At 61.7% G+C, this 22,060-nt stretch carries 24 protein-coding genes and 1 tRNA gene; 12 read left to right on the forward strand and 13 right to left on the reverse strand.

The genetic code is table 11. From position 1 onward, the window contains the following. The first annotated feature begins 9 nt into the window (after nt 1–9). On the forward strand, nt 10–237 hold the full coding sequence (locus FEV16_RS00935; RefSeq protein ID WP_138165736.1) for a DUF1737 domain-containing protein: 228 nt from the start codon (nt 10–12) through the stop codon (nt 235–237). Between the two features lie 22 nt (nt 238–259). Next, nucleotides 260–991, forward strand: a complete 732-nt coding sequence (gene recO / locus FEV16_RS00940) for a DNA repair protein RecO (protein ID WP_138165737.1) — start codon at nt 260–262, stop codon at nt 989–991. On the opposite strand, the gene FEV16_RS00945 is transcribed toward recO, so the two are convergent. Beyond that, nucleotides 988–1,233, reverse strand: coding sequence for a hypothetical protein (locus FEV16_RS00945; protein ID WP_246657106.1), 246 nt, complete (start codon nt 1,231–1,233; stop codon nt 988–990). The genes recO and FEV16_RS00945 overlap by 4 nt on opposite strands. Nucleotides 1,234–1,480: 247 nt before the next feature. Between FEV16_RS00945 and parC the strand changes: the two genes are divergently transcribed. Continuing rightward, nucleotides 1,481–3,748, forward strand: coding sequence for a DNA topoisomerase IV subunit A (gene parC / locus FEV16_RS00950; protein WP_138165739.1), 2,268 nt, complete (start codon nt 1,481–1,483; stop codon nt 3,746–3,748). Between the two features lie 79 nt (nt 3,749–3,827). On the opposite strand, the gene FEV16_RS00955 is transcribed toward parC, so the two are convergent. The 4 genes from FEV16_RS00955 to FEV16_RS00970 form a co-directional block, all read right to left on the reverse strand. Continuing rightward, nucleotides 3,828–4,199, reverse strand: a complete 372-nt coding sequence (locus tag FEV16_RS00955) for a hypothetical protein (protein WP_138165740.1) — start codon at nt 4,197–4,199, stop codon at nt 3,828–3,830. Between the two features lie 121 nt (nt 4,200–4,320). Continuing rightward, nucleotides 4,321–4,914 carry a hypothetical protein gene (locus FEV16_RS00960; RefSeq protein WP_138165741.1) on the reverse strand — a complete coding sequence of 198 codons (594 nt, stop codon included), beginning with the start codon at nt 4,912–4,914 and terminating at the stop codon, nt 4,321–4,323. Nucleotides 4,915–4,922: 8 nt separating this feature from the next. Further along, on the reverse strand, nt 4,923–5,762 hold the full coding sequence (cysE, locus tag FEV16_RS00965) for a serine O-acetyltransferase (RefSeq protein ID WP_138165742.1): 840 nt from the start codon (nt 5,760–5,762) through the stop codon (nt 4,923–4,925). A gap of 72 nt (nt 5,763–5,834) precedes the next feature. Continuing rightward, the gene (locus tag FEV16_RS00970; RefSeq protein ID WP_138165743.1) at nt 5,835–6,602 is read right to left on the reverse strand and encodes an alpha/beta fold hydrolase; all 768 of its coding nucleotides are present in this window, start codon (nt 6,600–6,602) and stop codon (nt 5,835–5,837) included. A gap of 160 nt (nt 6,603–6,762) precedes the next feature. On the opposite strand from FEV16_RS00970, the gene FEV16_RS00975 reads away from it, so the two are divergent. Continuing rightward, nucleotides 6,763–6,839, forward strand: a tRNA-Arg gene (locus FEV16_RS00975). 117 nt (nt 6,840–6,956) lie between these two features. On the opposite strand, the gene FEV16_RS00980 is transcribed toward FEV16_RS00975, so the two are convergent. Next, nucleotides 6,957–8,096: a HupE/UreJ family protein gene (locus FEV16_RS00980; RefSeq protein WP_138165744.1), complete on the reverse strand. Its 1,140-nt coding sequence runs from the start codon at nt 8,094–8,096 to the stop codon at nt 6,957–6,959. Nucleotides 8,097–8,620: 524 nt separating this feature from the next. Between FEV16_RS00980 and FEV16_RS00985 the strand changes: the two genes are divergently transcribed. Both FEV16_RS00985 and FEV16_RS00990 read left to right on the forward strand, forming a co-directional pair. Then, entirely contained in the window at nt 8,621–8,926 is a 306-nt protein-coding gene (locus tag FEV16_RS00985; protein WP_246657107.1) for a copper resistance CopC family protein, read from the forward strand. An 88-nt stretch (nt 8,927–9,014) separates the two neighbouring features. Further along, entirely contained in the window at nt 9,015–9,581 is a 567-nt protein-coding gene (locus FEV16_RS00990) for a hypothetical protein (RefSeq protein WP_138165746.1), read from the forward strand. Between the two features lie 18 nt (nt 9,582–9,599). Here FEV16_RS00990 and FEV16_RS00995 read toward each other — a convergent pair whose 3' ends face one another. Next, complete coding sequence (locus FEV16_RS00995) at nt 9,600–10,880, reverse strand: PepSY-associated TM helix domain-containing protein (RefSeq protein ID WP_246657108.1); 1,281 nt, start codon at nt 10,878–10,880, stop codon at nt 9,600–9,602. 203 nt (nt 10,881–11,083) lie between these two features. Between FEV16_RS00995 and thrS the strand changes: the two genes are divergently transcribed. The 3 genes from thrS to FEV16_RS01010 all read left to right on the forward strand — a co-directional run bounded on the left by thrS (nt 11,084) and on the right by FEV16_RS01010 (nt 14,125). Continuing rightward, the gene (gene thrS, locus FEV16_RS01000) at nt 11,084–13,036 is read left to right on the forward strand and encodes a threonine--tRNA ligase (protein ID WP_138165747.1); all 1,953 of its coding nucleotides are present in this window, start codon (nt 11,084–11,086) and stop codon (nt 13,034–13,036) included. 224 nt (nt 13,037–13,260) lie between these two features. Continuing rightward, nucleotides 13,261–13,599 (forward strand): PadR family transcriptional regulator, encoded by a 339-nt coding sequence (locus FEV16_RS01005; RefSeq protein WP_138165748.1) that lies wholly within the window; start codon nt 13,261–13,263, stop codon nt 13,597–13,599. Beyond that, on the forward strand, nt 13,592–14,125 hold the full coding sequence (locus FEV16_RS01010; protein ID WP_138165749.1) for a hypothetical protein: 534 nt from the start codon (nt 13,592–13,594) through the stop codon (nt 14,123–14,125). The genes FEV16_RS01005 and FEV16_RS01010 overlap by 8 nt, the downstream gene beginning before the upstream one ends. Before the next feature lie 131 nt (nt 14,126–14,256). Here the strand turns inward: FEV16_RS01010 and rpmB are convergent, their stop codons facing one another. After that, nucleotides 14,257–14,550, reverse strand: coding sequence for a 50S ribosomal protein L28 (gene rpmB, locus FEV16_RS01015; protein ID WP_138165750.1), 294 nt, complete (start codon nt 14,548–14,550; stop codon nt 14,257–14,259). Between the two features lie 400 nt (nt 14,551–14,950). On the opposite strand from rpmB, the gene FEV16_RS01020 reads away from it, so the two are divergent. From FEV16_RS01020 to FEV16_RS01030, 3 genes are all read left to right on the forward strand, one after another. After that, nucleotides 14,951–15,841, forward strand: coding sequence for an NAD(P)-dependent methylenetetrahydromethanopterin dehydrogenase (locus tag FEV16_RS01020; RefSeq protein WP_138165751.1), 891 nt, complete (start codon nt 14,951–14,953; stop codon nt 15,839–15,841). Nucleotides 15,842–16,009: 168 nt separating this feature from the next. After that, a complete protein-coding gene (gene fae, locus FEV16_RS01025) occupies nt 16,010–16,519 on the forward strand; it encodes a formaldehyde-activating enzyme (protein ID WP_138165752.1) in 510 nt (169 codons plus the stop codon). Between the two features lie 67 nt (nt 16,520–16,586). After that, entirely contained in the window at nt 16,587–17,621 is a 1,035-nt protein-coding gene (locus tag FEV16_RS01030; RefSeq protein WP_138165753.1) for a hydantoinase/oxoprolinase family protein, read from the forward strand. Between the two features lie 26 nt (nt 17,622–17,647). Here FEV16_RS01030 and FEV16_RS01035 read toward each other — a convergent pair whose 3' ends face one another. The 5 genes from FEV16_RS01035 to FEV16_RS01055 are packed head-to-tail and all read right to left on the reverse strand — an operon-like array spanning nt 17,648 to nt 21,974. Beyond that, the gene (locus tag FEV16_RS01035; RefSeq protein ID WP_138165754.1) at nt 17,648–18,229 is read right to left on the reverse strand and encodes a DUF447 domain-containing protein; all 582 of its coding nucleotides are present in this window, start codon (nt 18,227–18,229) and stop codon (nt 17,648–17,650) included. Next, complete coding sequence (locus tag FEV16_RS01040) at nt 18,213–19,634, reverse strand: DUF6513 domain-containing protein (protein WP_138165755.1); 1,422 nt, start codon at nt 19,632–19,634, stop codon at nt 18,213–18,215. Before FEV16_RS01040 ends, FEV16_RS01035 begins: the two co-directional genes overlap by 17 nt. A 12-nt stretch (nt 19,635–19,646) precedes the next feature. Further along, on the reverse strand, nt 19,647–20,204 hold the full coding sequence (locus FEV16_RS01045) for a flavoprotein (protein WP_138165756.1): 558 nt from the start codon (nt 20,202–20,204) through the stop codon (nt 19,647–19,649). Further along, nucleotides 20,204–20,842 (reverse strand): uridylate kinase, encoded by a 639-nt coding sequence (locus tag FEV16_RS01050; protein WP_138165757.1) that lies wholly within the window; start codon nt 20,840–20,842, stop codon nt 20,204–20,206. The genes FEV16_RS01045 and FEV16_RS01050 overlap by 1 nt, the downstream gene beginning before the upstream one ends. Continuing rightward, complete coding sequence (locus FEV16_RS01055) at nt 20,829–21,974, reverse strand: (5-formylfuran-3-yl)methyl phosphate synthase (RefSeq protein ID WP_138165758.1); 1,146 nt, start codon at nt 21,972–21,974, stop codon at nt 20,829–20,831. Before FEV16_RS01055 ends, FEV16_RS01050 begins: the two co-directional genes overlap by 14 nt. Nucleotides 21,975–22,060: the final 86 nt, after the last annotated feature.

Below are 22,060 nucleotides of genomic sequence, written 5' to 3' on the forward strand. Positions count from 1 at the left end.
GGGCGCGACATGACCCAGCCTTCAAAACGCTTCACCGCTTATCGCTATCTCACCGGGCCGGACGACGCAGCCTTCTGTCATCGCGTCACGGAGGCCTTAAGCCGTGGCTGGACCCTCTATGGTTCGCCAGCCTTGACCTATGATTCCGTGAACAAACGCGTCATCTGCGGTCAGGCGTTGACCAAAGAGGTCGAGGACGCAGAATATAGGGCGGACTTGACGCTCGGAGATTTGTAGCAAGGCGGGCTAAGGCGAAGATATGGATTGGCGGGACGACGGCCTCGTCATGGGCGCGCGCCGGCATGGCGAGACCTCTGTCATTCTGGAACTGATGACGCGTGGACATGGTCGCCATCTCGGCCTCGTGCGCGGCGGCCGCTCGCGCCGGCTTCGTCCGGTTCTACAGCCCGGCAATCTCGTCGCCGCGCAGTGGCGCGCGCGTCTTGAAGACCATCTCGGCGCCTTGACGGTCGAACCGCTTGCGGCACGCGCCGCCCATCTCCTCGATCGCGCCGTGGCGCTCAATGGCGTCGCCTCGCTTTGCGCGCTTTTGCGTCTGTTGCCGGAGCGCGATCCTCATGAGGATTTGTTCGAAATGGCTGACGCCATCGCGGCGCGGCTTGGCGACATTCGCGATTTCGAAATCGCCGCGACAATGATGGCGCGATTCGAGCTTGCGCTGCTCGGCGCGCTCGGCTTCGGACTCGATCTCAACGCATGCGCGCTGACCGGCGCGCAGGACGATCTCGCTTATGTGTCGCCGAAATCAGGCCGCGCGGTGAGTCGCGCCGCCGGCGCGCCCTGGCGCGACAGGCTGTTGCCCTATCCCGACTTTCTTCAACATGAGAGTATTGCGGCGGCGCGGGGGGATCTTATCGCAGCATTCCGATTGACCGGATATTTCCTGACGCGCGACGTGCTGAACCCGCGCGGCGTCACGCTGCCTGCTGCGCGCGACCTTTACATCGACGCTCTTGCGCGCGCGGCCTAGTGGCCCTTGTCGCTACAAATGTAGCGCGATTCGCGGCGGGAGACGCCGTAGCCCGGGTCGATGTCGACGAGCACTTCGCGGCAGAGCGCCTGCATGTCGGCGTCATCCGCGTTCGGCGCTTGCGGGGCGCGGCCGCTCGCAGCGACTGTCGGGCCGGAGACCGGCAGCTGCGATCTGTCCAAAGCGGAAGAAGCGGTGGTGACGAGCAGCGTGGCGGCGAGCGACAAAAGCAGTTTCTTCATGGACGCCATGTTTTGAAAGCCGCAGAAAACCAGCGAAAATTCGACCGCGCCGATCCGCGCCATCGCTGCCGAAGCTTCTAAAGGAAGAGGTGCAGTGGCTGCAAGAACTTATTTGCAACAGTTCGCACAAAACGCGGTCGCTTTATCGACGCTTTCCGGGTGAGGAAAGCCGTCTCGAAATCGCCCGCTTGCGCCGAGGCGCGGGTGGCCATAGTACGGGTCACAAAGACAGAATCGGGTTTTGGAAATGGCGCAAAAAGGCGGCGCGGGAGCCGGAAAAGGAAAAGGCGCAAGCGACGTTAGCGTGATTGCGCCCGTCGATCTGCGCGAGGCGCTCGAGGAGCGCTATCTGCGTTACGCGCTTTCGACGATCACCGGCCGCGCGCTGCCCGATGCGCGCGACGGGCTTAAGCCCGTGCATCGGCGCATACTTTACGGGATGCATATTCTTCGCCTCGATCCCGGGGCGCCGTTCAAGAAATGCGCAAAGATCGTCGGCGACGTGATGGGCTCGTTCCATCCGCATGGCGATCAGGCGATCTATGACGCGTTGGTGCGGCTCGCGCAGGATTTCGCCTCCCGCTATCCGCTTGTCGACGGGCAGGGCAATTTCGGCAATGTCGATGGCGATTCGGCGGCCGCCTATCGCTATACCGAAGCGCGGATGACGGCGGTGGCGCGTCTGCTTCTCGAAGGCATCGACGAAGACGCGATCGACTTCATTCCGAACTATTCGGGCGAAGAGAAGGAGCCGGTGGTGCTGCCGTCGGCGCTGCCGAATATGCTGGCGAATGGCGCGCAAGGGATCGCCGTCGGCATGGCGACCTCTATTCCGCCGCATAATCTCGCCGAGCTTTGCGACGCGGCGCTCTATCTCATCTCCCATCGGAAGGCGACCGCCGAGCAGCTGCTGACCTTCGTGCAGGGGCCGGATTTTCCCACGGGTGGCATTGTCGTCGACAAGCGCGACGAGATCATCGAGACCTATCGCACGGGCCGCGGCTCATTTCGTCTGCGCGCGCGCTGGACCAAGGAAGAGCTGCCGCGCGGCGGTTGGGTCGCCGTCGTCACGGAAATTCCCTATGGCGTGCAGAAGTCGCGCCTCATTGAGAGGCTCGCGGAGCTTATCGCGGAACGCAAACTGCCGCTTGTCGCCGACGTGCGCGACGAATCGGCTGAGGACGTGCGCATCGTCTTCGAGCCTCGTTCGCGCACGGTCGATCCGGCGCTGATGATGGAGACGCTGTTCAAGCTCTCCGAGCTCGAAACGCGTTTCGCGATGAACATGAATGTGCTCGTCGACGGCGTGACGCCGCGCGTCGTGTCGCTCGACGAGGCCTTAAGGCAATGGCTCGACCATCGCCGCGTCGTTCTGCAGCGCCGTTCGCGCCATCGCCTCGCCGCCATCATTCGCCGCATCGAGCAATTGGAAGGCATGGTCATCGTCTTCCTCAATCTCGATAAAGTGATCCGCATCATCCGCGAAGAGGACGACGCCAAGGGCGAGCTGAAAAAAGCGTTCAAACTGACCGACCTTCAGGTCGATTACATCCTCGACACCAGGCTGCGCGCCTTGCGCCGGCTCGAAGAGATGGAGCTGAAGAAAGAGCTCAAGGAGCTTTCCGACGAGCGCAAGGACATTGATGCGCTGCTCGCCGATGAATCGAAGCAGTGGAAGACCATCGCCTGGCAGGTGCGCGAGCTGAAGAAAACCTATGGGCCGCAGACGCCGATCGGCAAAAGGCGCACGACCTTCGAAGACGCGCCCGAGGCGATCGATCTCGATCTCGCCGAGGCGATGATCGAGCGCGAGCCGGTGACCACCGTCGTCTCGAAGAAGGGCTGGATTCGCGCGCTGAAAGGTCATGTGCAGGATCTCTCGAGCCTGCAGTTCAAGGGCGACGACGAACTCGGCGCGTCTTTCTTCGCGCAGACGACCTCGAAAATCCTGGCGCTCGCGTCGAACGGCAAGGCCTATACGCTCGACGCGTCGAAACTTCCCGGCGGACGCGGACATGGGGAGCCGATCCGACTCTTCGCCGACATCGAGGAAGGCGCCGATGTCGTCGCCGTCCTGCCGCATGTGGCGGAGACTGCGCTGCTCCTTGTGACGAATGATGGGCGCGGGTTCGTGGTGAGCGCGGACGATCTTCTATCGTCGACGCGCAAGGGACGCGCGGTTCTTACTGTCGATCCGCCGTCGAGATTGAAGATCGTGACTCAGGCGCAGGGCGATCATATCGCCATCATTGGCGAGAACAGAAAGCTCCTGGTCTTTCCGTTGAGCGAAGCGCCGCGCATGGCGCGCGGCAAGGGCGTGCGCATGCAGCGCTATAGAGACGGCGGCGTCTCCGACGCGAAGGTATTTGTGTTGAAGGACGGACTGACATGGACCGACGCTTCGGGGCGAATCTTCACCGTCGACAAGGCGGAACTCAAGGACTGGATCGGCCATCGCGCCGAGGCAGGAAGATTGCCGCCGAGAGGCTTTCCGAGGAATAATAGGTTTGAGTAGAAACAGCTGGGGTAAAAGAGCGGCTCGGAAAGTGGACGCTTTTTTTGCGAAGTTAGTTGCGCGGGCTTGAGTAGCCTTCCTACTGCGTCGGACCTACCGTCCCGCTGTCGCGCAGGCGATGGCCCCGCACCCAGCCCATGACGCTGTTAGCGCTTCTGGGACTTTCATACATGACCGACACCCAGCCGTCATTGGTTTCCGCATAAGAGATCAGCGTGTCACCCGGCACGACAAAAACTCCCCTCATCGCGCAATGCACGCTGGGCGCTGAGTAGAATTGCAGCCGGCCTGTCCCAATCACGACATTGCCGTGCGGCGGCGAGATCAGCGGCGCCTTGTTCGAACCCGCCACCGGCTCCTTACAGCTCTTAATGCCGCGCGCGAATGCTGTGGTTCCTTGTGGAGTTGCGCCAAGCGCGATGGCGACAAGCACGATGTTCGCAAAACGCATTGTCGTTTTCCTGGATTGGTCCAATGCGAAATCTAAGCGCGCGCGCCGGGCAGGTCCCTGGCTTGATAAGTCTCTTATCCACGAAAATTATTGTGCGCACGAATACGGCGCTCGAAACGGCTCAATCCGTCTTTGAAAAATCCGGAATCTTGAATCCGAGCTTGCCCTGGCGCCAGAGCGTGAAGGCCACGCCGCCGGCGACGACGACGAAAACGCCGAAGGCGATATAGAGATAGATTTCTTCGTCAGTGACGAGACCGACGGAGAACGGATGCTTGCCGATAAAACTTTTCGCGCCGTCGTCGCTTGTGAGCTTCGCGTAAAGCACGTAATTGCCCGCGTCCCTGAAATTCTGGTCGAAATTCACCATGCCGTTGCGGAATTTTTGAATGGGCAGGCGGCCGACGACATCGGCCTCGGGGTCGGCGTCGCCGTTCGGCCCGTTGCCGCGCAGGATGCGGATGTCCCAGTTCATGTCGCGCAATTCATTGTCGGAAGCGTCGAGCACGATCACGCTCGGGCCGACGTCAGGCAGCGCGACGCATTCGCGGTCGATGTTTTTCTTGGGCTGCATGGCGACGAATTTCATCGACTTGCCGCCAAGCTCGATCGGACATTCGGGATCGTAATAATGCCAGCCGGCGGCCGTAGCGGTGTGCGAGAGGAGGACCGACGCGACAAAAACGAGCGCAAAGCCCAGTAGAGTTCTGCTCAAGGGAAACCTCACATGCCGGCTTCGAGAATTGCCAGCATCTGATCCATGGCCAGCGCCGGCTCGGCGCAACGCGAGTCGCCAACGATGCGGGCCGGCACGCCGGCGACGGTCTTGTTCGCCGGCACTGGGTCGAGCACGACCGAGCCCGCGGCGATCATGGCGCAGCGGCCGATTTCGATATTGCCGAGGATCTTCGCGCCGGCGCCGATCAGCACGCCGCGCCTGACCTTCGGGTGGCGATCGCCGCGCGCCTTGCCTGTGCCGCCAAGCGTGACGCCGTGCAGCATCGACACTTCGTCTTCGACGACGCTCGTCGCGCCGATGACGACGCCGGTGGCGTGGTCGATGAAAACGCTCTTGCCGATCACGGCGGCGGGATGGATGTCGACCTGGAAGGTCTGCGACGACAGGCTCTGCAGGATCAGGGCGAAGTCGCTGCGGCCGTTCTTCCAAAGCCAATGCGCCAGACGATAGGTCTGCAGCGCGTGGAAGCCTTTGAAGTAAAGCGCCGGCTCGATCAGCCTTGTGCAGGCGGGATCGCGCTCAAGCACGGCGAGCAGGTCGGCGCGGAACGCCTCGACCATTCCGGGCTCGCGCGCGACGCATTCTTCGAAAGCTTGGCGGATGGCGATATAGGGGGCTTCCGGCCGGTCGAGGCGCTGCGCCACGCGATGGGCGACGACGCCCGCCACCCCATTTTGCGACAGGATCGCAGGATGCAGGAATCCGCCGAGCTCCGGCTCGCGCCGTAGGATTTCTTCCGCCTCGGCGCGTAGCCGCGCAAAAAGCGGATCGCTCTGGGCGAAGTCGATGATTTTCGCGCCTTGTTCGCGCATTTCGGCGCCCATCCTCTCCCCTCCTTGGTCGGGCAGTTATATAGCGGACCGCCTGGACAATAGCACGGGCCCCGCCCGCGACAGTTAAGGCCGCGTATCCAGGAATTCCAGCACCGCCTGCTTATAGATGCGGTCGCCGACGGCCCGGTTGTGGTCGCGGCCTGGAATGTCGACGACGCGGGCGTTCGGGAAGAACTCAGCCAGCGGATGTGGGTCGCCCGCGACGTCGTCGCGCGTGCCGACGCAGATCAACACCGGCGCCGTGATGCGCGCGAGCAGCTCAGGCTGAATGGCCTTGCGCGCGCCGCGCACGCAGGCGGCGAGCGCGGCAAGATCGCTGCGGGTGGCTTCGGCGAAGCCGCGGAAGATTTTGAGCATCGAGTCGTCGATGTCCTCGATCCGCTCGGTCTCCATAGCCTCGGCAAGGCCACGCGGCAGCCCGGAGTCCTCGATGAGATTTTCGCCAATGCCGCCAAGGATGAGGGAGCGCACCCGCTCCGGCGCGGTCAACGCGAGGAGCGTCCCGATGCGTCCGCCGAGCGAATAGCCCATGACGTCGGCGCGGGGAATCGACAGATGATCGAGCAGATTCGCGACATCCGCCGCCATGAGGTCGAGACTGTATTGAGCCGGGTCATACAGCTTGGCGGATTGGCCGTGACCGCGATTGTCCAACACGATGACGCGGCGGCCGTCCTCGGTCAGCGTCTTGACCCACTGTGTGAAGAGCCAGTTCACGGCGTGGGTCGACGCGAAGCCATGCACAAGAACGATCGGTTCTCCGCGATCTTCCGTTAGGGGCTCGAAATCGACATAGGCTATCTTGACGCCATCCGACAGGAACGTTTCCATAAGAATCTCACCTAGCGCCTTTTATCTAAATGCTTGAGCCGTCGACGCAAGGCCGCTGCGGGGCGAAAGTAAATGCGCTATTGCCATTCGCGCCGCTTGCCGGTAAACGAGCGGGCGCGTCGCCTTAGCCCGTTAAAGCACGGGAGCGATGGCGCAATAGGCGCCCGTAGCTCAGCTGGATAGAGCACCAGACTACGAATCTGGGGGTCAGAGGTTCGAATCCTTTCGGGCGCGCCATTCTTTTCGAAATGCACAGATTTTATGGCGCAAGCAGTGCTGGCGGCTTCCCGAGAACCGAGACACTGAACCCTGACTGAGCCTATGCCCGTTCAGCCCGGATGAATGAAGGACAGCTCACCCCACTTCGCTAACGCGCACGAAAAACCAATAGGCGCCGAAGCAAGCGATGATCCCGGAGCAGACCTGAACGAGCAGCGGGCTGCGCTGTCCATGCGTGAAAATCTTATCGGCCAAAAAAAGTAAGGGCAGAACGATCAGCACGACGCCGATCTGCCCGATCTCGACGCCGATGTTGAAGCTCGCCAGGGCCGGCACGATAGCGCGCTGAGGAACGCCGAGTTCGATCAAGCCGCTCGCAAAACCAAAGCCATGAATAAACCCGAATGCGAAGGTGTCGCGCCAGCGACCGTCGACCTTGCGCGAAAAAAAATTCTCCACCGCCACATAGATGATCGACAGCGCAATCGCGATCTCCACCCACCAGCTTGGCAGATTGATAAGTTCGAGCGCCGCCAGCGAGAGCGTCACCGAATGCGACACCGTGAAAGCGGTCACGATCTTGACGACAGGCCAGATGCGCGTCGCCCATAGCATCACGGCGATCAGAAAGCACAGATGATCATAGCCGGTCATGATGTGCTCGACGCCCGCGGACAAAAATTTCGGCGCAAGCTCCCAAGGCGTCAGCAGCGGCTTGGAGAGGTCGATCATCGCGTCGCCGGGATAGATCATGACCTGTTCGGGCGCCGGCTCACGGCCCATGCGCTGCGCCTCTGTCAGATTGGATTCATCGCGCTTCTCGCCAATGCTGACGAGATGCTTTGCTCGCGATCCTTGCGCTTCCAGGAGCCTGAACGGGTTATAAAAAATCTGGCCCTGAACGGCGCTGCAGTCCATCTGCAGCACCACTTTTGAGTCGGAAGGGTTGGTTGGATCTTCGCCGACCGAAACGATCGTGCTTGCGCAGGTCTGGCCTTCCGCATTCTGCAGATCGACGCGCTGCTGGATGAATTTGCCGATCATCCCCTCGATGACGCCTGGCTCGGTGAGATCGACGTCGTCGCTCTTCGGCTTGTTCTCGGCGAACATGCGCTCGATGTCGGTTCCCAAAAAGCCGACTTCAACACGGTAATGATCATGCCCCTCAGGCACGATCCGGCTGCTGGAAATATCGGCCGTATGGGCTTGCGCCGCTGACGCAGTTGCGAAGAAGGCCAAAACCACGGCGAGCGGCTTGTTACGCAACCACATCATTGGGGCGGACTCCCTTGACGAAGCGCGAGCACGCGGCGTATGCGCTTTTTATACAAAGTGCATACAGTCGACGGAAAGACAAGTTTAAGTCCGGGGCGCTCGGGAGCGCGATAGCCCCCCTCTGAGCGGCGATTGACCGGCGACGGAAGCATACGCTCTCCGCGGGGAAGGCCGCGTTCGATTGGCGCCGCTGGTCAAGTCTGTGACATTATAAAACCGGCGCCGCTCGCAGTTGTTGCTGGGAAAGTTCGCATCATGATCCAATCGGATTTTTTCGCGAGATGACGAAGAGCGAACAGGAAAAATTTCGGCGAAAACATATCCGTTGGACCTTCGCCGGCCGGCGAACGCGCCTTCTGTTCGTGGGGATCATCCTGTCGGCCTCAGCGCCTGAAAACGCAAGCGCGCACGGAATGGACTCAGATGTCTCGCCAAGCACAGGGAAACAACAGCCGCGCGAGGCTCCGGCAATCGAATTGACCGGACCACCGCTCCCGCCGCAAGACGCCTCGCGCCCCGCGATTATGTTGGCGCATGCCATTGTCGTCCGCACTTCGCCAGCGCAAGGCGGCGTCGGTCCTGAGGACATCGGAAAGGTGGAAGTATGGTACGACGCGGGCATTCGCGACGCCTTTGCCGCATTGGCGGTTGTGAGCGCTGCGGGTGAAAGAGTCGATAAGCGCGACGCAGCGATCGACAGCGCCGATCCGAGCCACGTTTCGGTGAGCGTGAATAAATTGACTCCGGGAAAATACACGGTGCGCTATCGTGCGCTTTCGGCTGACGGCCACCTCGTCAGCGGCGCTTGGGAGTTCGAAGTGCGCCCATGACGCGCGTAAGCATTTCGTCGGGCCAACAGACAGCTATGCTCAATAATAAGGTCGAAACTCCTGGGCACAGAGAAAGGAAGCGCAAGCGATGAGTCCGGGCCGTTTGAACTTGATGATTTTCGTGGGCATCCTTCTGCTCGTCGGCGTCAACGGCGCGGCCTTTTCATATAAGCTATGGGGTCCGGCCTTCACTCAATATGTCGATGACTTTTGGAAGGCGCATACGGTGAAGCCCGCCGTGAAGGCTGGCGATCGCACCATATCGGAATGCCTTGGGGTCAGCGATTTCTACTCCGTGCACCTTACGACATACTTCCTGCCGGATTCGGAAGAAAGCGCCGGAGGAGCCACGGATGATTTGAGCAAATATGACGAGTATTGCGACCGCGTGCCCGGCACGGGGAAGGTCATTTTTTCCGTGACGCTCATGGAAAAAGAAGCGCGAAACGAAGCTGTCGCGCTTTCCTTCTATCGATATGAGCCTGACGGCGGTCTTAAACAGATAAATGCTCTGCCATCTCAGCCGCATTCAAGCGGTTTTGTGACTTTGGATGCAACGGTCGCTCACAAGGGGAAATACCTTCTAAAACTCGCTTTCGGCGAGGCGAAGAACGCCGAGGATACGATCGATATGCCGATCTTCGTCGGGCAGTGACGGCCGTCTGCGTTCGGGTCAAATGACGTGCAGGTTCGTGGGGCGCTTTCGCGCCCGCCGCTTGTGCCGCCACCGCAGAAAGCCGGTTACGTAGAGCGTAAGGGGCGCGAGTCCAACCATCAAAACCACCGAACGTCCTACGGCGCCAAACGCCTCTCCCGTATGCAGCGGGAACAGCCATTCAAGGAATTTCTCGCCCGTGGTGAAGGCGTCGCGATCTTGCACGTAAAGAACCTGTCCGCTGTACTGGTCGACGCCAACGTTCCTGTACGTCTTGGTGCGATTGGGCTCGTCGCTTGATTGCTTGCCGACGACATAAACGCCAGTGGGGGCGCTCGGCAGGAGAATCCAGTGGAGCTTTCCATCGGGGAAAATCTTGTCGGCGGACGCGACCGCCTCGCCGACGCCGATCGGCGCGTGGCCAGCAATCAGAGTCGATTTTCCAAAATCCGGGTCTTGGCGCACGGGAGAAAACAAAGTCGTGACCGAGCGCGTCGCCGGTTTGAAGATCATGGCGACCCCAGTGAACAGCGTGACCAACAGAAGGGCGGCGCAATAAATGCCGACGCTACGGTGTATGTCGTAGACAAGCCTCTCTGCGCTCGCCCGCCATTTGATCTTCAAACCCAATCGCCAGTTGCCGTTGAGCGGGCGCCACAGATAAATTCCAATGAGGATGGAGATGAAAAGAAGGATGGCGACCGAACCGAGGATATAGGCATTGTTCGCTCCAAGCAGCAGCGTCCAATGGAAGGCCATGATGATCGGGACGAGCGGCTGCGAAAATATCCTTTCGTTATGCAGATAAAGCCTCAGCCCTTTGACCTTCGCCGTGTAAGGATCGACGAACATCTCGAAAACGTCGGTGTCTAAGTCGTCCGTCTCGACCATATAGATTATCGCCGCGGCCGAGCCCGGATGTCGCGGCATCGTGAGCCTCTCCAATTTGCCGTCCGGCGGCATGGCGGCGATCGCCGCTGCAAGAATTTCGTCGAGCGAGCGGTAAGAGGCCTGTGCGGGCGCATCAACGCGCATGATCGGAGCGTTCAGCCATTCATCGATGTTCTCCCGAAACGCGAGAATGGCGCCGCTGAGCCCGACGAGAACGAACACTGCTCCCGCGAAAAGCCCGATGGTTCGATGAACCTGCAGAAAGATCTTGCGCGCGACGTCTCGCCGACGCATGGCGCGCCGCGATGATGCGATGTCTTTCTCCATGTCGCGTTCAGCGACCCGTTCGACCATGGACAGAAATCCTTCCGGCAACACAAGGTCGCCCGGGGTCATCGCGAGGGACATCCGGACCGCTTGCGCCAAAGAACGGCTGATCGGACCGACTTCGGACGGGCTTGTCAACGCACGCGGGCGTTTCTGCACAGGCGCCAAGCGCCATGGCGCCGCTTCCGATTGCCTTCGCCGGCGCTCGGCGCTATGAAAGCGCCGTCCATCCAAAGCGACTTACGCCGATTGGTGTCGGCGATTGAGCGCGTCAGGAGAACAACATGATAGCGGTCACATTCCCCGACGGGGCGTCCCGTCAGTTCGAGCCCGGCGTCTCGGGCGTCGACATCGCCAAGAGCATCTCTCCCTCTCTCGCCAAACGCAGCGTCGCCATGACGTTTGACGGCGCGCTCGTCGATCTCGCAAGTCCGATCGAGCGCGACGCGAAGATCGAATTCGTCACGCGCGACGATCCGCGTGCGCTCGATCTCATTCGGCACGACGCCGCGCACGTCCTGGCTGAGGCCGTTCAGGAGCTCTATCCGGGCGTGCAAGTGACGATCGGTCCCGTGATCGAAAACGGCTTCTATTACGATTTCTATCGTGACGAGCCTTTCACGCTCGAAGACCTGCCCACAATCGAAAAGAAGATGCGCGAGATCGTCGCGCGTGACGCTAAAATCTCGCGCGAAGTATGGAGTCGCGACGACGCCAAGCAGTGGTTTCTCGCCAAGGGCGAAGTCTTCAAGGGCGAACTCATCGACGCCATCAAATCCGACGAGCCGCTCTCGATCTATAAGCAGGGTCAATGGCTCGACCTCTGTCGTGGGCCGCATATGCCTTCCGTCGGCAAAGTCGGCACGGCGTTCAAACTGATGAAGGTCGCGGGCGCCTATTGGCGCGGCGATCACAATAATCCCATGCTGTCGCGCATCTACGGCACGGCGTGGGCGACGCAGGAGGAACTCGACGCCTATCTGCACCGCCTGGAGGAAGCCGAGCGGCGCGACCATCGGCGGCTCGGACGCGAGATGGACCTCTTCCATTTTCAGGAGGAAGGCCCCGGCGCGATCTTCTGGCACCCGAAGGGCTGGGCGCTGTTCCAGAACGTCATCTCATACATGCGTCGGCGCCTGAAGGCGGACTATCAAGAAGTCAATGCGCCGCAGCTTCTCGACAAGTCGCTGTGGGAGACGTCGGGACATTGGGAGTGGTTTCGCGAGAACATGTTCGTCTCGCAGCCCGCGCGCGAACAGACGGACGAAGATCGGCTTTACGCCATTAAGCCGATGAACTGTCCGGGCCATATCCAGATTTTTAAACATGGCCTGAAGTCCTATCGCGATCTGCCGCTGCGCATGGCGGAGTTCGGCGTCGTGCATCGCTATGAACCGTCTGGCGCCCTGCATGGTCTCCTGCGCGTGCGCGCCTTCACGCAGGACGACGCGCATGTCTTCTGCACCGAAGAGCAAATGGCGCAAGAGTGTCTCAAGATCAACGATCTCATTCTCTCGACCTATGCCGATTTCGGCTTCGAGGAAGTCGTCGTGAAGCTCTCGACGCGTCCGGAAAAGCGCGTCGGCTCCGACGAGGCCTGGGATCAGGCCGAAGCGATCATGGCGCGGGTGTTGAGCGAGATCGAACAGCGCTCGGGCGGCCGCATCAAGACGGGCATTAATCCGGGCGAGGGCGCCTTCTATGGCCCCAAATTCGAATATACGCTGCGCGACGCGATCGGCCGCGAATGGCAATGCGGCACGACGCAGGTCGACTTCAACCTGCCGTCGCGCTTCGGCGCCTATTACATCGGTCCGGACAGCGAAAAGAAGACTCCGGTGATGATCCATCGCGCGATCTTCGGCTCGCTCGAACGCTTCACCGGCATTCTGATCGAGCATTACGCCGGACATCTGCCGCTATGGCTGTCGCCGCTGCAGATCGTCGTGTGCACGATCACGCAGGACGCCGACGACTACGCCTATGAGGTCGCCGCGGCGGCGCGCAAGCTCGGGCTTGCGGTCGAGGTCGACGCGCGCAACGAGAAAATCACCTATAAGGTGCGAGAACATTCGCTGGCGAAGGTTCCCGTGCTGCTTGTCGCGGGCAAGAAGGAGTCGGCGGAGCGCACGATCTCGATGCGCCGGCTTGGCTCGCAGGCGCAGACGCAATTGCCGCTCGACGAGGCGTTGAAGCTGCTGGCCGACGAAGCGACGCCGCCGGATGTGCGGGGGTAACCCAAGGACGCTGGGCGTTCATACCTCCCCCTTGCGGGGAGGTCGCTCGCCAAAGGCGAGCGGGTGGGGGGATGCTACGACCGTTTTGAACCCCACCCGGTTCGCTTCGCGAACCACCCTCCCCGTAAAGGGGAGGGAGAGGGCGCACTGGTTTGTTATTCGCGCTCTTGACGCCGCGCCTATTTCTTCTATCTTTACGAAGAAATCGAATCGTGGAGCGTTTCTTGTCCAAAATTCCTGAGCTGACGACCGCCGAGCAGCAGACCCTGCTCGCCATCATGATTCAGCATCCCAACGCCTATGGCGTTTCGATCCGCGATGAAATCAGGAAGCGCACGGATCGCGAATATTCCTTCGGCTCGATTTACGCCGTACTGGAGCGTCTGGAAGACAAAGGTCTCATCGCCTCTCGAGAGGGGGAGGCGACTGCCGCGCGTGGCGGGCGGAAGAAACAGTATTTCACCGTCACTGCGCTGGGACAGGCCGCTTTACAGGCGTCCCTGCGCGCAGTTGATGCAATGCGTGACGGCGTCGAGATTGAAGGGACCTGGGCCTATGCTTGACAGGATTATCTTCATCATGCGCCGCGTTCCAGTGGCGGTTGAGACGGTAGCGATTGCAAGACATCCGTCCCCGCGGCTTTGGACATTTGTATTTTCCCTATTTGTCTACGCTGTTGTCAGTCTTGGATGTCGGGCCTTCGGGTTGAGCACTTTGGCTTCGATTTCTGTTGCAGTGGGGATTACATGGGCATGCCCGATACCTAGTTTTCAGAAGATCGCAGCCGTCTTTCAGTGCGCTACTGATTTGGCGATCGATGGCCGTGAGAAGATTCACAATCCACCAGCTCTTGCTGAATTTCTTGTTGGCCTTTTCGCGAAGCCAAAATATCGCACTAGCTTCTTGCAGTGCTTGGACGAGGATTTTCGCAGTGACATAAATGCTGGCATGCCGCTTTCCCGTGCCCGGTGGCGGTATCGGGCCGCTGCGCTGAACTCTGTCGGCCCCCAGCTTTGGGTGGCGATCAAGCGTATCGGCGTCATCGGCATTGTCGCCGATTATGTTCGTAGAAAGTTCGGCGGTGCATAGCTACAGCGCGCTCCCTCTCCCTATGGGAGAAGGGATGCGCGCCTTTTTCTGCGACAAGGATGAGGGCGCCAAAAAAACAAAAGCCCCGTCGCCGTTCGGCGCAGGGCTTTTCTAAAGCGGGAAGAAACGGATCAGGCGCTCGCGGCCGCCTGCTTCTTCTCGATTTCGCGCTTGAGCGCGCGGGCGTTCTGCGACAGCTCCTCGCTCTTCGCCTTGACCAGGAAGGCGTCGAGTCCGCCACGATGCTCGACCGAACGCAGCGCCGCCGCCGAGATGCGCAGCCGCACTGAGCGCGCCAGGGCCTCCGAGGCGAGCGTTACATTGACGAGATTGGGCAGAAAGCGGGTCTTCGTCTTCCGGTTCGAGTGGCTGACGAGATGCCCGGACTGCACGCCCTTTCCGGTGAGCTCGCAACGGCGGGACATGGATGTTCCTTTCGCTCTATTCGTCCATGCGCAGGCCGGCGCATCTTGCGCCTTATTCGCCAGCGGAGGGTGAAAAAGACAGCGAGGCGCGACGCCGATGCGCCGAGCCTCGTTTGCGGGCGCTTATAGAGGTAAAGCGCGGCCGCCGTCAACCGGCGCGCGGGGCGATCGGGCGCCCGCCTGCCATTGCACGCTGCGGCGCACACGCCTCTGGACATCGGCTCCGTTCTGGGTTCTAAGCCTCCATCGCTCCAGGCGAGGCCGAGGGCGCGCGACCGTGCGCCGTTCCTTTTGCCGGGAATCATTGAGAAACCGAAGGGCTGGAGACCATCTCCCGCCGCGCGCGTCGCCTTTTGGCCGCGTAAGACGCGAAAATCGAGAGAAAGGTTGGGGAAATTCAATGGCCAAAGCGATTCTGCACATGCTCAGCACGTTGAAGCATATGAGCCCCTTCGACGTGAATATGGCCCTCGACGCCGGCTATGACGCGGCGATTCCCTACACCAATGTCACGCTCGATGAAGTCACCGCGCTCGTGCAGGACGCGATGTTTTCCCGCGCGCCTTCCGCGGCGCTGCGCACGGGCATTTTCTTTGCCGGCCGCGACGCCGTGCTTGCGCTCGACATGATGGACGCCGCCAAGAAAGCGCTGCTCAAGCCTTTCGAAGTGTCGCTCTTCGCCGATCCCTACGGCTCCTTCACCACCGCCGGCGCGATGGTCGCCTGCGTTGAAAAGGTTTTGCGCGAGAAGAAGCAGCGCGAGCTCAAGGGCTCGAAAGTCGTCATCTATGGGGCCACAGGCGTTGTCGGCTATTCCGCCGCGGTCATCTCGGCGCTTGAGGGCGCTCAGGTCACCATCGTCGGCTATAGCGGCCTCGAGCGTGTCGCGAAGCTTGCCGACGAGATGTGCAAGCGCTTCAACATCAAGGTGGCGCCTGCCGACGGCTCCACCCCTGAGCAGGTGCGCTCGTTGCTTTGCCAGCATGAAATCGCGCTGTGCGCGGCGCGCGCCGGCGTGCAGGTGCTTTCGAAGGAAGACCTCGCCGCCGCCAAGGATCTTCTGATCGCCGCCGACGTCAACGCGGTGCCGCCGCTCGGCGTCGAAGGCTGCGGTCTGCACGACAATGGCGTCGTGATCTCGCCGCATGGCGCGCTCGGCATTGGGGCGCTGGCGATCGGCAACATCAAATACGGCACGGAAGCAGGCCTTTTCAAAAAAATGGCGACATCCGACGCGCCGCTTTGTCTCGACTTCCGTCACGCCTTCGCGCTGGCCCGCGAACTCGTGTGACGTCTCGCGCGCTCGCCAGGCTCCGCCTTGGCAAGGACGCGCAAAAATGGTTGAGTCCGCGCCGCGAGCGAAGCTTGCGGGGCTTCTCATCGCCGCACGCAGCGCGTGTGCGGCTCGCGTGGCGCGCCTGTCAAAATTTCAGGCGCCGGGATTCTGGGAGAAAAACACATGGCAGTGATCAACAAGATGCTGGTCGGCGAGTCGCTGGTCGGCGACGGCAACGAAGTTGCGCATATCGACCTGATCATGGGTCCGCGCGGCTCGGCGGCCGAGCTCGCCTTCGCCAATGCGCTGGTCAACAATAAGGACGGCTTCACGACGCTGCTCGCGGTCGTCGCCCCGAACCTGCTCTGCAAGCCCAACACGATCCTTTTTAACAAGGTGACGATCAAGGGCGCCAAGCAGGCGGTGCAGATGTTTGGCCCGGCGCAGCATGGCGTGGCCAAGGCGGTCGCCGATTCGGTGGCCGAGGGCGTGATCCCGGTCGACGAGGCCGACGACATCTTCATTTCGGTTGGCGTGTTCATTCACTGGGACGCGAACGACGACAAGAAGATCCAGGACTACAACTACACCGCGACGAAGGAAGCGATTGCGCGCGCCGTCAAGGGCGAGCCGAAGGCCTCCGAAGTCGTCGCCAAGCGCAACGAAGCCAAGCACCCCTTCGCGCCGAACTGAGTCGCGCGAACATCTTCGAGTTTGAAGGGGAGCCGCGCGGCTCCCCTTTTTCTTTTGGGAGAAGCGCGTGGCCGCGGTCATCGGCTGGGATATCGGCGGCGCGCATGTGAAGGCGGCGCGCGCGGACGACGGCCGCCTCACAGCGGTCGTTCAGATCGCCTGCGCTCCGCATGAAAGCGTCGCCAGTCTCGAACAAGCGCTGCGCGAGGCGCGCGCGGCGCTCGGCGACGTCGAACGTCATCGCGTCACAATGACGGCGGAGCTCTCCGACGCCTTCGAAAGCAGGTCGCGCGGAGTCATTGCAGTCGCCGCGATCGCCGCGCGTGAAACCGGCGCGTCTGACATCCTTTTCTACGCCGGCGAACGCGGCTTTATCACGCGTGACGAGGTTGGCGCGAACGTCGACGCCGTCGCTTCGGCCAATTGGCGCGCCTCTGCCGAACTCGTTGCACGTCATTGCGCGGATGCGCTTTTCATTGACATCGGATCGACGACGACAGACCTGACGCCGCTTTGCGCCGGCCGCGTCGCGGCGCTTGGCGTGAGTGACGCCGAGCGCCTCGCTTATGGCGAACTGGCCTACGCCGGATTTTCGCGTGGCGCGCCTCAGGCCTATGCGGCGCGCGCGCCGGTCGCCGGGCGATGGACGCCGCTCGTTAACGAGGCCTTCGCGTCGATGGCCGACGTGCGGCGCGTTCTCGGCGATCTTCCTGAAGGCGAAACAGACGCGGACCTTTCGCCGACGGCGGACGGGCGGCCCAAGACGGTTGCGGCGTCGCGCGCACGGCTTGCGCGTCTTACTGGGCGCGACGCCGCTGAATTGACCGACGCGCAATGGCGCGCCTTCGCGCAATATCTCGCACGCGCGCAACTGCGCGTCATCGAAGATCAGATTGCCTTGCTCCAGTCACGTGATGCCGTCGCGTTCGACGCTCCGATCGTCGGCGCAGGCGTCGGCCGCAAACTCGCTGCGCGCCTGGCGCAGGCGCAACGCCGGACATTCCTGGATTTCGCCGATTTGATCGCCGCGCCTCCGGCTTTGGCTGACAAAGCGGCGAACTGCGCGCCGGCTTCAGCGCTCGCGTTGCTTTTAGAGCCGTAGCTCGTTCAAGGAAAATGTCGCGCCGCCTACTGCGCCACGCCTGCCTTGACGTCGTTCATATGCGCATCGATCTTCGCCCTCACCATGTCCCAGGCTTCGCGCTCCGCCTGGCCGGCGGTTTTGTCGACGGCGATCTGCAGATAGGCGAGTTCGCTTTCGATCTTCTCGCGCGGCAGCATGTCGAGCCGCGTCGCGAGAATGGCCGCTTCGAGCACGGCGGCGCGCGCCCGATTCATGCCGAGAAAGGCGCGGTGCGACTCAATTCGTCTCACTTTGCAAAAGAAACGCGGCCGCAATTCGTGCTCCTCGACGCGCGCGACGATGAGTTCAGCGTGCGCGAGCGCTGCGGAAAGGCGCGGCGCCGGCCAGCCTTCGATATCGGTAAGCGGCCAGTTGCGGCATCCCGTGACGAGGCCCGCAAAAATTCGCGCGTCGTCAGTGAAGCTCGCCGTCAGTTTTGGAGTATGGGTGAGATTGAGGAGGGTCGAGGAGGGACGAAACGGCGCCGCGATCCAGTAACCGTGTTCCTCGATCAATCCGAGCGGCGCGATATGCGGTCGACCTTCAGGCGACAGCGTCGTGACGACGCATTCATGTATCAGAGGCATCTTTCGCAGGTCCTTCGCCCGCTTTGCGCATGGTGTGACCCATTTCCTTGAAACGGGTCGCGTCCTCTTCGTTAATGTCCGTCGCGACTCCGAAGTCGAGCGGCTCGTCCTGACGATAGCGCTTGCCGAGCTTGTAGGCGATCTCGGCCTTCATCAATTCTGCGCCAAGGTAAAAGGCGTGCGCGCCGTCATGTTCGACGGCAAGATGCGGAAAGAGCGCCATTGCGTCAGCCGCGACGTGGTGAAACCCTTTGGCGTAGATGTGCACGCCGTCTTGGGTCGTCTCTATTCGGAAATTAGTATCCCGCAGTTCGCGCGCAAGCTCGGCGATCTCTTCCGGCGTTGCGGCGTAGGGTTTGCGGTCATGTATCTGCAGCAGGGCGTCGCCGTAGCCTTTCGGCAAAGCGCGATCGGCGCGCGCCGCGAACATCAGCCGTCTCGCCGCGTCGTGCTCCTGCAGAGTCCGCCGCGTATGTGGCGAAACCTGCACCGTGAGCAGATGCCGGATATCGAGCTCGGAGCATAGGCCGAGCATCGCAGCGGTCACGCCGGCCGAGTCGGCGTCGGTGAGTTCCGTGAGATTGCCGGTGCCCATCATGATCTCGGCGTCAGGCTCGCGGGCGCGCAGTTCGACGTAACGGGCGATCGAGGCCGCGAAGCCAAAATGAATAGGATCGAGGATTGGATCGAGAATGGCGCCGATCCTGCGTTCGCGAGCGCGCCGGGCCGCGCGCTGGAGCGAATCAAGATCGCCGTGCGGTCGAGGCGTCAAAATCGGAACGATGGGAGATTTGTCGGGAAGAATCGAAAGCGTTTCTTCGTCGAGACTTAAGAGGTGATCGACGCCGGCCTTGGCTGCGCGTTCAAGCTCGGCCACATTGGCCGAGTCGACGCTCACCTTCAGACCATTCGCCTTGAGCGCCTCGATCGTTTCTTCAAGATGCGCAAAAGGCGTATCCGGCAGACAGCCGAGATCGATAACGTCGGCGCCGGCGGCGACGAGTTCGCGCGCTTTGACCAAGATATCCGCGACGCTCATTTTTGACGCGTCGACGATCTCGGCGAAGATCTGCATATCGTAGTGTGATAGATCGGGCTTCATGCCACCGCGTCCCAAATAGGCGGGGATATCCGCAATCTCTTCCGGTCCGCGTTCGAATGAAACGCCGAAGTCCTTGGTCAGCGCGGAGAGATCGGCGCGACAGCGACCGGGCAGTATCACGCGGTCGGCCTGCACAGGCCGCGGCAGACGTCGCTGGATGATCTCTTGCGTCATCAGCGCCGCGACCTTCACGCCGATATCGTGAATTCGCCATTGCCGCGCCGCTTCGCCGAAGCTCGCGACCATTCGCTCCAACCGCGGCAAAGCGAGGTGGCCGGTGAGGAACAGCAGGCGCTCGCTCATGAGGAGCCTTCGTTAGGGTTGCGGCTCGACCTCGCGGCGGCGACGCTCCACCGCTTCTTGCAGCGCCGCGAGGCTTTCCACGACCTGCGTCGCTTCGAAGGATTTCAGCGCATCGGTGTTCTGCAGATCGATGCGGCGCGGATAGACCATCACCATGCCCTTGGGCGCGCGCGTCTCGAGTTCGGGCGCGGTGTCGCAGGCGAAGACGATCGTCGGCACGCGACATTTGCCGGCCTGCGCAAAGACATTCGTCGCAAGATTGTCGGAAATGCCGACGACGCATTTCGCCACCGTGTTCGACGTCGCGGGCGCGAGAACCAGCGTGTGGTAAAAATTGTAATAGAAATTGCCGACCGGCGCGGCGCTCGCCGTCGTGTCCTTGAAGATGCGCACATTCTCCGGCAGCGCGAGATCGTGCTTATACATGCGAACGACTTCAGCCGCCGCCTTGCTGACAAAAAGATCGACGTGATCGAGCGTGCGGATCATGTCGAGACATTCGGTGAAGAAATGTCCGGATCCGGTGAGCGCCCAACCCCAGCGCGGCGTGACGACTTTCTTTTTTGTCATTAGGCGGACTTCCGCGTTGGAAAAGTTGAAATGGTTGCGCCCGGCAGCATACCGTCGGCAAGAACCGCCGTGGCGCGCGGGAGAAACGAGGGGCCGGCGATGAAGAGCGGCGTCCCATCGAGATAATCCGGAAGCGCCGGATCGACAACGCCCTTGCGTATAATCTCGCTCAGCGAGGCGCCGTCGCCGACATCGACGCTTTTGATCAGAAGCAGCGCGCCGGCGCGCGTTTTTTTTGCAAGCCAGGCGGCGAGACTGTCGGAGGTGACGCCCCAGCAGGGCGCAACGTCGTCGGCCGCGGCGACCATAGCGCTCGGCCGCCAAAGCGCGATACGTCCTTGCGCCTGGGCCGCTTGGATCGCGTCAAGAGAGTCGGCGAGCTCCAGCGTGGAGTCGCGGCTCGCGAGCGCAAGCGCATATTGTTCCATTGCGAGAACCGCCATGGCGTGCGCGGTTTTCTCGTCATAGCGCATTGCCGACTGTGCGGCGCGCACAGCGTCGGCGAAAGGTCCGCCGCCGGGGACGATCGTCAGCGGCCTGGGGCAGCGCTTCAGCGCCGTAAGCCAATCGCCGAGCGCCGGCGAAGCATGCAGACTGCCGCCGAATTTGACGACGAGAGGCGCGCTATTTGACGGCATCGATGCGCATCGGCGCTGGCTGTAAGCGGCGCGCCTCTTCATGAGCGCGGGCGCGCCGTATCCTCACGCCGACAGCGCCCGGCGCGACGTCAAGTTTTTCAACCTGCACAGTGACCGCGCGCACGCGCTCATGCAGCAACACGCTCTCGGCGAGGCGCTCGGCGATCGTTTCGACAAGCTCGATATGTCCGCCGGCGAGAATCATCTTTATCGCGTCCATAATCACATCGTAAGAAAAGATCGAGCGCATGTCGTCGGACCCATTGACGCGAGTCACTTCCGCTTCGACATTGAAACGCACGCGCTGCGTATGGCCGTGTTCATGGGCATAGGCGCCGATCTCCACGGGCGCGATGTAATCTTTAAGGAATACGGAATCGGTGTCGTTTGCTCCTGGAGGTTCAATATAGCCGCGGCCGAGGAACGCCCATTCGGCGTGAAACGCGACATGGGCCCCGCTCGCGGCAGGTATCAGGTCGCGGATCAGACTCGTGGCGCGAGCGTCGATAGCGGCCCGACGGTCGCCATGCGCGCAGAGCGCGCCGCGAAAACCGAGCACGTCCGCGCCAGTGACAAGCAGGCGCGGCACGTCTGGAGGCTCGAGCGAGCCGGCGAGGCCCGAAACGAGCCCGAGATTGCGGCAGCGCGCGACGAATTCGGAGAGCGCCCTGACGCTCATATAGTCGAGCAGTCGGCCTTTGCCTTTATGCGCGGTATCGAGCATCGCGCCATGAAAGCCGGCCCCGGCCAGCGGCTCGAGAATATCAAACTCGGGGCCGAGATCGGCGAAGAGCACGGCGACGAGTCTGGTTTTCGCGGTTAGCGGCGCCAGCGCATCGATGATCTCGACGGCGTCAGGCGTCGCGGGCAGGGCGAATTTCACATAGTCGACGCCCGCGGCGACCACCTCTTCAAAGGCGCGCAGCGCATGCGAGACGTCATGCGGCAGCTCCACCACCGCGCTCACCGGCCGACGGCCGTCGACGAAGGCGACGATCTCCGCGACCGAGTCGAGCGGCAGAGCGCCGAGGGCGCCGCGCGAGGGCGCCTTGCAGTCGATGATGTCGGCGCCGCGCGACAGGGCGATCTCCGCCTCTTCGCGCGAAAGAACGCTGGCCAACATCACGGTCATAAACTCAAGCTCCGGGGAAACGACGATCGCCGCGTTCGTTCATATACACTATTACGGACGCCGGAAATCTGCTCGGCCAAGATCCC

It is taken from the genome of Methylocystis sp. B8 (assembly GCF_005771425.1).
Lineage (GTDB): Bacteria > Pseudomonadota > Alphaproteobacteria > Rhizobiales > Beijerinckiaceae > Methylocystis.